Raw genomic sequence first — 9,502 nt, 5'->3', positions numbered from 1 at the left:
CGGTGAGCGTGGTCACTCCGTGTGACCGCGACCACTACCGGAGCCCGAGCAGACAGGACCGCAATGACTGACGACCCAGGGGACGTGATCCTCACCGAGCGCAGGCTCGACGGACAGGCGCTGTTGATCACCATCAACCGGGAGCACCGCCGCAACGCGTTCGACGGAGCGACCGCGCGGGCCCTCGAGGCCGTCATCGACGAGTACGACGCCGACGACTCGCTGCGAGTCGCCGTCATCACCGGCGCGGGTCCGACCTTCTCGGCCGGTCAGGACCTGAAGGCCGCCGCTGTCGGTGACATGGGCGCGAGCGAGCGTCGTGGTGGCTTCGGCGTGATGGGCCAGCCGCCGGCGAAGCCGCTCATCGCCGCGGTCGAGGGGGACGCCCTCGCCGGCGGGATGGAGCTGTGCCTGGCGTGCGACCTGGTCGTCGCCACCGAGGCGACGCGCATGGGCATCCCGGAGGCGGCCAAGGCGCTGGTCGCGATCGGCGGCGGGCTGTTCCGGCTGCCCCGCAAGATCCCCTTCAACGTCGCCATGGAGCTCGCGCTGACCGGCAAGCCGATGCCTGCCTCGGAGTTCCACCGAATGGGACTGGTCAACCGGCTCGTGCCGGTCGGTCAGGCGGTCGAGGCCGCCCTCGAGCTCGCGGCAGACATCGTCGCTGCCGGGCCCGTGGCCGTGCGGGCCAGCAAGGCGATCGTCCGGCACAGCTTCGAGTGGGCTGACGAGGACGCCTGGCACAAGCAGATGGAGTTCGCGCAGGCGGTGCTCGACTCCGAGGACAAGAACGAAGGAATCAGCGCGTTCATCGAGAAGCGCGCCCCCCAATGGAAAGGCCGCTGACATGCTGACCAACCCCACCCTGACCAGCTCGATGCTCGACGGCAAGGTCGCCATCGTGACCGGTGCCGGCAACGGCATCGGCCGCGCGACGGCCGAGGCGCTCGCCGCCAACGGTGCTCGTGTCGTCGTCGTCGACATCGACGCGGACCTGGCGAAGGAGGTGGCCGCCGAGATCGGGAACGGCGCCACCACGTTCGCCGCCGACCTGACCGACCCCGCCGTGCCCGACGAGCTCGTCGCGCAGGCCGCCAGCGGGGGCGGCATCGACATCATCGTCAACAGCGCGGGCTACTTCTGGGACGCCCCGATCCACCGCATGACCGACGAGCAGTTCCAGGCGATGCTCGACATCCACCTGCTGGTGCCGTTCCGGATCCTGCGCGCCGCGGCGCCGTACTTCCGCGACGCCGGGCGAGCGGAGGCGAAGGAGGGCGTGACCCGGCACCGCAAGGTGGTGAACGTGACCTCCCTCGCCGCGAGCTTCGGCAACCCCGGAGCCGGCAACTACGCGGCCGCGAAGGCGGGCCTCGTCGGCCTCACCAAGACGTTGGCCGCCGAGTGGGGCCCCTCCAACGTCAACGTCAACGCCGTGGCGTTCGGCGTGATCCAGACCCGGTTCGGGGCACCCCAGTCCGCGCAGCAGAAGATCACCGTCGACGGTCGCGAGATCCCCATCGGCGTCCCCGACAAGACCCTGCGCGCCATGGGGTTCGACCCCGAGGAGGAGCGCGACCTGTTCGCGCCGAGGCCGGTCCAGGGCTCCCTGCTCGGGCGGACCGGAACCATCCAGGAAGCCGCCGACTCGATCCTCTGGCTCGCTTCCCCCCTGTCCGACTTCGTGACCGGCCAGGTCATCCCTGTCAGCGGCGGTTCCCGCGGCGGACTCTCCTGAGAACGAGGAGCACCACATGTCTATCGAACTGACCCCGTCCCCGGCCTACGCCCCGCGCGACGACCTGGACGCCATCGCCGCCCACGAGGGTGAGCGCACCCTCACGTGGCGGGAGTGGAACCGACAGGCCGACCGCCTCGCCTCCTCGCTCGCACGCCGCGGGGTGCAGGCCGGCGACCGGGTGGCGGTGCGCCTGCACACGCGCCTGGAGTGGCTGGTCATCTCCCTGGCACTGTCCAAGCTCGACGCGGCGATCGTCGCCGTCAACTACCGGCTCTCGCCGCCGGAAGCCCTCTACATCGCCAGCGACTGCGAGGTCACCGCGGCCATCATCGACGACGTCGACCCGGCCGAGCTCGTCGACGCCTGGGCCGACCTGGGGCTGAAGGTCGTGGTCTCGGTCGACGTCGACTCGCCCGGCACCGAGCTGCTCTCCGACCTGATCGAGGCCGGCGCCGAGGAGGACCGCCCGGCGCTCCGCCTGGCCAAGATCGTCATCTACTCCTCGGGGACCACCGGCGCACCCAAGGGCGCTCCGATGGGCGAGTACATCAACGAGGTCGACGACGCCGTCCGTCTCGAGTACGCCATGTCGGTGATGTTCGACGGCGCGGCCGGCGGCCCGGGTGGCGCGACCCTCATCAACCTCCCGATGCACCACGGAGCCGGACCCTCCTACTCGGAGTTCGCCCTGGCGACCGGCAACCAGGTCGTCTTCCAGCGCCGCTTCGACGCCGAGGACGTCCTGCGCCTGATCGAGCGTCACCGGATCACCAACTGGATCGCGGTGCCGACGATGCTGCAGCGGGTGCTGCGACTGCCCGCCGGAGTCCTGGCACAGTACGACCTGGACTCGCTGCGCTTCATCCTCGGCGGGGCGGCGCCCTTCAGCAGCGAGCTGAAGCAGGACGCGGCACGTCTCTTCGGTGACGTGATCTTCGAGATCTACGGCGCCACCGAGGCCGGGATGATCGCCGGCGCCACCCCGGAGCTGCTGAGCCGGAAGCCGACCGCCACGGGTGTGCCCTTCCGCCACGTCGAGGTGCAGATCCTCGACGAGGAGGGGAACGTCCTGGGCCCGGGCCAGACCGGCGAGATCACCGTCCGGACCCCCAACATCATCCCCGGCTACATCGGCAGGGGACCGCTCGGCCCGGACAAGCTCACCGAGCACGGCTTCTACCGCACGGGCGACGTGGGACACCTCGACGAGGACGGGGTGCTCTTCATCTACGACCGGCTCTCGGACATGATCATCGCCGGTGGCGTGAACATCTACCCGGCCGAGAGCGAGGCCGTGATCGGGACGCATCCCTCGGTCGCGCACGTCGCGGTGATCGGCGTCCCCGATCCCGACCACGGGGAGCAGCCCCTGGCCTTCGTGCAGACGGTCCCCGGCGCGAGCCTGACCACCGACGAGGTCCTCGCCTTCTGCGAGGGCAAGCTCGCGAAGTACAAGTGGCCGCGCGCGGTCGAGTTCGTCGACGAGCTCCCGATGAACTCGATGGGCAAGGTCCTCAAGCGGGTGCTCCGCGAGCGCGGGGCCAGCACATCAGGGGTCTCGGCATGAGCCCGACGGCGGCCGAACCGAGCCTGTACGAGGTCGACGACGACGGCGCCCCGACGCTGTTCGGGCTGCGCGACTCCAGCGGAGCGGTCTCCTACCCGTTCCAGGAGCACGGCTCCGAGTCCACCGGCGACCACGGCGACAGCGTGGAGCGGGTGGCCCTGGCCGGTACCGGCACCGTCACCTCCGTGGTCCAGGTCAACGTCCACCCCGACCCGTCGGTCGAGACGCCGTACCGGCTCGCGTCGATCGTCCTCGACGAGGGGCCGCTCGTCCGTTCGGTGGTCACCGGCGAGGCGGAGGTCGCGATCGGGGACCGCGTGCGTGCGGTGACCGTCGGTCGCGAGGAGGCCGCGGGCCCCGTCGCCGAGCTCCGCTTCGCCCGCATGCACGAGGAGAACGCCTGATGAGGAAGAAGACCCTGCGCGACCACCGACCGGTCTACGTCGCAGGCGTCGGCTGGCACCCCTACCAGAAGCCGAGCCGCACGCCGTACGTGCAGCTCGGACTCACGGCGGTGCGCGAGGCGCTCGGCGACTCCGGTCTCGAGTGGCGCCACGTCGACAGTGCCTACACCGCGACCGCCATGCTCGGGATGGCCGCGGGACGCCCCCTGTACAAGCACCTCGGGGCGACGGGGCTGCCGATGGTCCAGGTCGAGAACGCCTCCGCCTCCGGGTCGACGGCCTTCCGGCTGGCCTGCCACGACGTCGCCGCGGGCACGAGCGACGTGTCGCTGGTGCTGGGCGTCGACAAGATGACCGGTCCCGGCCGGGTGCCCAGCCCCACCGGGGTGCCGAGCCTGGCCGAGAAGTACGTGCCCCCGATGGCGCACTTCGCTCTTCTGGCCGCGGAGTACATGCACACCTACGGTGCGACACCCGAGCAGCTGGCCGCGGTCGCGGTGAAGAACTACCAGAACGCGGCGCTCAACCCGAACGCCCAGCGGCCCCGGGCCCGCACCCTCGAGGAGGTGCTGGCCGGACCGGCGCTGGCCGGGGACCTGACGAGGCTCCAGTGCTGTCCCGTGGGTGAGGGAGCGGCCGCGGTGATCGTCGTCTCCGAGGACGCCATCGACGAGCTGGGGCTCGACCGCGCCCGCTGCGTGCGCGTGGTGGCCTCGGTGCTGAGGAGCGAGGAGCTCTACGGCGCGAAGAGCTTCGACGCCGAGCTCACGCGGGTGACCACCGAGCTGGCCTACGAGCAGGCCGGGGTGGGTCCCGACGACCTGGACCTCGTGGAGCTGCACGACGCGTTCACGATCGAGGAGCTGCAGTACGTCGAGGCGATGGGTCTGGTCGGCGAGGGCAAGGCTGCCGCCGCGCTCGAGGCCGGCCACTTCGACCGCGGCGGGCGCGTCGCGGTCAGCACCTCGGGCGGCCTGCTCGGGTCGGGACACCCGATCGGTCCGACCGGGGTCGGTCAGGTCGGCGAGATCACCATGCAGATCCGCGGCGAGGCCGGGGCGCGCCAGCACGAAGGGGCGCGCACGGGCCTGGCCCACATGGTGGGTCTGGGCGCGGTCTGCGCCGTCCACATCCTCCAGGCGTCGGAGCCGCAGGCATGAAGCGCGACCTCTACGAGCAGGAGCACGAGGACTTCCGCGCCAGCGCCGCCGGCTTCGTCCGCACGGCGGTCGCACCCCACTGGGAGCAGTGGGAGGAGGACGGGATCATCGACCGCGCCGCCTGGACGGCGGCCGGTCGGCTCGGGCTGCTCGGGGTGGCCGTCCCCGAGGAGCTGGGCGGCGGCGGGGTCGCCGACTTCCGCTACCGGACGGTCCTGATCGAGGAGCTGTGCGCGATCGGCGCCAACTCCTTCAACGCGAGCCTCAGCGTCCAGGACGACCTGGTCATGCCCTACCTGGTGGACCTCGGCACCGACGAGCAGCGCACGACGTGGTTGCCGCAGCTGTGCCGCGGGGAGGCGATCGGCGCCCTGGCGCTGACCGAGCCGGGCGCTGGCAGCGACCTGCGGGGGATCCGCACCACCGCACGCCGCTCCGGAAGCGGGTGGAGGCTGGACGGCGCGAAGACGTTCATCACGAACGGCTACCTGGCGGACGTGGTCGTGGTGCTGGCTCGGGTCGAGCCGGCCGTCGACGCCGGTGCCTACGCGCTCTTCGTCGTGCCCGCCGATCGGCCGGGCTTCGGGCGCGGCAGGAAGCTGGACAAGCTGGGACTGCGGGCGAACGACACGGCCGAGCTGGTCTTCGACGATGTGGCGCTGCGAGACGAGGACCTGCTCGGGATCGAGGGCCGTGGTCTTGCGCACGTCATGGAGCGGCTTCCCCGCGAGCGCATGTCGATCGCGGCGACCTCGGCAGCAGCATCGGCCGCCGCCCTGGACTGGACCCGGAGGTACTGCTTCGAGAGGTCGGCGTTCGGGCGGCCCATCGGCGACTTCCAGGCGACCCGGTTCACCCTGGCGGAGATCGAGACCGACGTGGACGCCGCCACGTCGCTGCTCGACCGCGCGATCGGCCTGCTCAACGCCGGGGAGCTCACCGCTGTCGACGCCGCGAAGGTCAAGTACTGGATCAGCGACCTCCACCAGCGGGTCGTCGACCGGTGCCTGCAGCTGCACGGCGGCTACGGGTACATGCGTGAGTACCCGATCGCCCGCTCCTACGCGGATGCGCGCATCCAGCCCATCTACGGCGGGACGAACGAGATCATGAAGGACATCATCGGACGCGACATCGCCGCCCGCGCGGCGAGCCGGTGACGCCGTGAGCAGACCGGTGGGGACCCGGGGGAGCGAGGTCACCTTCGACGGCGAGGTCGGGCGGCTCGCGGGCCAGCTGTGGCTGACGTCGGACGCCGGCAGGCCGCTGGTGGTCCTCGCGCACGGAGGCGGACAGACCCGGCACTCCTGGCGACGCACCGCCGAGCGTCTGGCCGACGGGGGCTCCACGGTCGTGACCTTCGACGCGCGCGGCCACGGCGACAGCGACTGGTCGAGCGACGGCCGCTACGAGTTCGAGGACCTGGCTGTCGACGTGGCACACGTGGTGAGGCAGGCGCGCCTCAGGACGGGCCGGGACCGGGTGGTCCTCGTGGGCGCCTCGATGGGCGGAGCGTCGAGCATGATGGCGCTCGCGGCGGACCCGGACCTCGCCGACGCGCTCGTCCTCGTCGACGTGACACCCAAGGTCGAGGTCGCCGGCATCGAGCGGATCCACCGGTTCGTCACGGCGGCCCCCGACGGCTTCGAGGACCTCGAGGCCGTCGGCCGGGCCGTCTCGGCGTACAACCCGCACCGCAAGAACCCTGGCAACCTGGACGGGTTGCGCAAGAACCTGCGCCGGCGGGACAACGGTCGCTGGTACTGGCACTGGGACCCGGCCTTCTTCTCCAGCCGACCCGGCGCGACGCCCCAGGACCTGCAGGAGCCGCTGGAGCGAGCCGCCGGCCGCATCACCCGTCCGACGCTGCTGGTGCGCGGGACGGCGTCCGACATCGCCACCGAGGACGGGGTCGACCTCCTGCGGACCCTCATTCCGCAGGCACGGGTCGCGGACGTGGCGGGTGCCGGTCACATGGTGACCGGCGACGACAACGACGTCTTCGCGGCCTCGCTCGAGGAGTTCCTGGTCGAGCTGTGACCCGGCAGCAGACTGCCGGGCGCCTCCACCGCCACCGAGCCCCCCGCCACCACCGGCGGGGGGCTCGGTGGCGGCAGGGGACCACGGGGCTGCCTCGAGAGGCTGCGGCCGGTCGGCGCCGACTACGGGACCGACAGGGCCGCGGAGTCGCCCTCGTCGGCCAGGACCGTGTTGGGAGCCAGGTCGGACCGGGTCTCCGAGGGGCGGATGAGCATGGCCGTGACGGTGACGAGCCCGGTGCAGACGGCGATGAAGAGCCAGATGCCGTTGTAGTTGGTGCCCTGGGGCACCGCGGTCTGGGGGATGAAGGACGACGTCAGGATGGCCGAGACGATCGCCGGCCCGAGTGCACCCAGTCCGGTCGCCACGACGCGTGCCCCGCCGGCGACCATGCCCTCCTCGCCGGGGCGGGAGGCTCGCATGTAGGCGGCGGCCGCGGCGGTCACCATCAGCAGGTAGGAGAACGCCCACACGACCATGATGAGCAGGTAGTCCGTCCGTGACGGCGTCTCGTCCAGCGTGAACCAGATGAAGCCGATGGTCGAGATCACGCCGCCGAGGACCGCGGTGTCGCGCAGGCCGAGGCGGGTGAGCAGGGGGCGCAGGGTCAGGCCGCCGAAGCCGATGATGATGCCGAGCGGCAGGAAGTACAGACCGATCGAGAACGAGGTCATGCCGAAGCCGTACCCGACCACCTCAGGGGTGGCCATGTACTGGCTGGCGGTCAGGACGAAGCTGCCTGCCAGGAAGGAGCCGAACGCGGCCACGACACAGGCGGGCCACACCTCGCGGCGCCCGAGCACGCGCAGGTCGATGATCGGGTTCGTTGCCCGCAGCTCCCACGCGACCCAGAGCAGCAGCCCAGCAACGCCGAGGACGAGCAGCGCGACGACACGGCCGGACGTCCACTCCCAACGGTTGCCCTGGCTGAGCCCCAGCGTGAGCGCGGTGAGCGCGGCGACGAGCAGGCCGGCGCCGACGTAGTCGATCGACGAGACGACCCGCGTGCTGACCTCGGGCAGCAGCCACAGCAGGACGAACCCGAGGACGGCGAGGGCGGCGATGATCGCCAGGACCGTCTGCGCCGTGCCGCCGACCTTGATGACGAACCCGCCGAGCAGGAACGACACGACCAGTCCGGCGCCGATGACGGCGGTCATGAAGCCCGCGGCGAAGTCGACGCTGTCGTTGCTGTCGCTGAAGCTGCGCATGTAGGCGTAGAGCAGCGGGAGGCAGGCTGCGCCGACGGCGGTCATGGCGCGCCCGATGATCAGCAGCGTGGCGCCGTCGGCCAGGGCGGCGAGCACCGCACCCGTGGCAGCGATGCCGGACGAGATGATCATGACCCGCCGGATGCCGAAGAGGTCGCCGACCCGCGCCAGGATCGGGATCGTCCCCGCTCCGACGAGACCCATCACCGCCAGCGTCCAGGTCAGCTGGACGGGGCTGAGCCCGTAGTGCACCACCAGGTCGGCCAGGATCGGGATCAGGGCGAACGCCTCCGCGTCGAGGGTGAAGATCAGCAGGGTCGCCACCGCGAGGATCACCGCCTTGTTCGGTGCCGACGGGCGGGGTGGGTGCCCCTCCGCCTTCGCCAGGGGAGTGTGAGTTGAGTTCACGACGTCTCTTTCCAGTCTCGAGGTGACGCGTCGTGCGCTGGGACGCGGACGCGACCGTGACCTGTGTCACGAGGTGCGCGTGACGCTAACCACAAGTTGGCTGGATGACAAGTAACTTGTCCAGGACTGTTCGCGGGGTTGGCGACCGTCCGGGGGAGCGCCCCAGTCCCAGGCGGACCGCGGCGAGCGGGCCGCTCCGGCGGGGAGGGGTGGTGCGGCCTATAGTCCCGCCATGTCCCCGAGTCCGAACGGCGTCGCGCGCCGCAGCCAGGCCGACAGGACCGCGGAGTCCCGCGAGAAGCTCGTCAGCGCCGCCATCGAGCTGCTCGGGACCCGCGGGTACGCGAAGACCACGATGTCGGAGATCGGCCGGGTGGCGCAGCTGAGCCGAGGGCTCGTCTCGCACCACTTCGGCACCAAGGACCAGTGCATGGTCGAGGTGGTCCGCAGCATCCAGGACCGACTGCGGGGGGCCCTGACGGCCATCCCCGACCTGCACGGGATCGAGGTGCTCGACTACTTCGTCGACCAGTACCTGAGCGGCGGACGTGACTACACGAACCTGTCGCGCGCCATGTACGTCATCATCGTCGAGTCCACGACCTCGACGCCGGAGCTGCGCGAGGCCGTCGCCGCGAACAACGCGCTGTTCCGGTCGCTGGTGGCCGGCTGGGTGCGCGAGGGCGTCGAGGCCGGGGACTTCGACCTGCGCGGCTACACGGCCGAGGATGCCGGCAGGATGGTGGAGGCGCTGCTCCGAGGAGTCCTGGTCCAGCACCTGGCCGACCCGGACACGATGGATCTCGAGCGCAGTGGCCAGCTCGCCAAGCGTCTCATCCGGGAGATGTTCGTGCTGCCCGGCGCCTGAGGCGCCGTCCCTCGTCAAGGACCTTCGCCCCTTCCCCCGTTCGGCTGGCGCCTGTGGGGTGGGAGCAGTACGGACGGGTGAGGCCGACGGACGAGGAGCTCGC

9 protein-coding genes are annotated in these 9,502 nt (G+C 71.2%); 8 read left to right on the top strand and 1 reads right to left on the bottom strand.

Features of this window, described 5'->3' with window-relative positions:
* Nucleotides 1-84: 84 nt before the first annotated feature.
* From OCU29_RS19020 to OCU29_RS18990, 7 genes are read left to right on the top strand one after another with little or no spacing between them, the layout of a single operon-like run.
* Nucleotides 85-846: a crotonase/enoyl-CoA hydratase family protein gene (locus OCU29_RS19020; RefSeq protein WP_261821156.1), complete on the top strand. Its 762-nt coding sequence runs from the start codon at nt 85-87 to the stop codon at nt 844-846.
* Between the two features lies 1 nt (nt 847).
* Complete coding sequence (locus OCU29_RS19015) at nt 848-1,738, top strand: SDR family NAD(P)-dependent oxidoreductase (RefSeq protein ID WP_261821155.1); 891 nt, start codon at nt 848-850, stop codon at nt 1,736-1,738.
* A 16-nt stretch (nt 1,739-1,754) separates the two neighbouring features.
* Nucleotides 1,755-3,308, top strand: coding sequence for a class I adenylate-forming enzyme family protein (locus tag OCU29_RS19010; protein WP_261821154.1), 1,554 nt, complete (start codon nt 1,755-1,757; stop codon nt 3,306-3,308).
* Entirely contained in the window at nt 3,305-3,712 is a 408-nt protein-coding gene (locus tag OCU29_RS19005; protein WP_179616463.1) for a Zn-ribbon domain-containing OB-fold protein, read from the top strand. The genes OCU29_RS19010 and OCU29_RS19005 overlap by 4 nt, the downstream gene beginning before the upstream one ends.
* Nucleotides 3,712-4,872, top strand: a complete 1,161-nt coding sequence (locus OCU29_RS19000; RefSeq protein ID WP_261821153.1) for a thiolase family protein — start codon at nt 3,712-3,714, stop codon at nt 4,870-4,872. Before OCU29_RS19005 ends, OCU29_RS19000 begins: the two co-directional genes overlap by 1 nt.
* Nucleotides 4,869-6,032, top strand: coding sequence for an acyl-CoA dehydrogenase family protein (locus OCU29_RS18995; protein WP_261821152.1), 1,164 nt, complete (start codon nt 4,869-4,871; stop codon nt 6,030-6,032). The genes OCU29_RS19000 and OCU29_RS18995 overlap by 4 nt, the downstream gene beginning before the upstream one ends.
* 4 nt (nt 6,033-6,036) lie before the next feature.
* The gene (locus tag OCU29_RS18990) at nt 6,037-6,912 is read left to right on the top strand and encodes an alpha/beta fold hydrolase (protein WP_261821151.1); all 876 of its coding nucleotides are present in this window, start codon (nt 6,037-6,039) and stop codon (nt 6,910-6,912) included.
* Nucleotides 6,913-7,034: 122 nt separating this feature from the next.
* Here the strand turns inward: OCU29_RS18990 and OCU29_RS18985 are convergent, their stop codons facing one another.
* The gene (locus tag OCU29_RS18985) at nt 7,035-8,447 is read right to left on the bottom strand and encodes an MFS transporter (protein WP_261821150.1); all 1,413 of its coding nucleotides are present in this window, start codon (nt 8,445-8,447) and stop codon (nt 7,035-7,037) included.
* 316 nt (nt 8,448-8,763) lie between these two features.
* On the opposite strand from OCU29_RS18985, the gene OCU29_RS18980 reads away from it, so the two are divergent.
* Nucleotides 8,764-9,399, top strand: a complete 636-nt coding sequence (locus OCU29_RS18980) for a TetR/AcrR family transcriptional regulator (RefSeq protein WP_261821149.1) — start codon at nt 8,764-8,766, stop codon at nt 9,397-9,399.
* Nucleotides 9,400-9,502 lie beyond the last annotated feature (103 nt).

It is taken from the genome of Nocardioides sp. OK12, from assembly GCF_024341885.1.
GTDB lineage: Bacteria > Actinomycetota > Actinomycetes > Propionibacteriales > Nocardioidaceae > Nocardioides > Nocardioides marinisabuli.
The sequence above is the reverse complement of the archived record's forward strand: the minus strand, read 5'-3'. Positions and strand labels throughout refer to the sequence as shown.

Excerpts from the sequence above, each read along its gene's own strand:
- OCU29_RS19015 (WP_261821155.1), top strand. The coding sequence starts at position 848 with ATGCTGACCAACCCCACCCTGACCAGCTCGATGCTCGACGGCAAGGTC.
- OCU29_RS19010 (WP_261821154.1), top strand. The coding sequence starts at position 1,755 with ATGTCTATCGAACTGACCCCGTCCCCGGCCTACGCCCCGCGCGACGAC.
- OCU29_RS19005 (WP_179616463.1), top strand. The coding sequence starts at position 3,305 with ATGAGCCCGACGGCGGCCGAACCGAGCCTGTACGAGGTCGACGACGAC.
- OCU29_RS19000 (WP_261821153.1), top strand. The coding sequence starts at position 3,712 with ATGAGGAAGAAGACCCTGCGCGACCACCGACCGGTCTACGTCGCAGGC.
- OCU29_RS18995 (WP_261821152.1), top strand. The coding sequence starts at position 4,869 with ATGAAGCGCGACCTCTACGAGCAGGAGCACGAGGACTTCCGCGCCAGC.
- OCU29_RS18980 (WP_261821149.1), top strand. The coding sequence starts at position 8,764 with ATGTCCCCGAGTCCGAACGGCGTCGCGCGCCGCAGCCAGGCCGACAGG.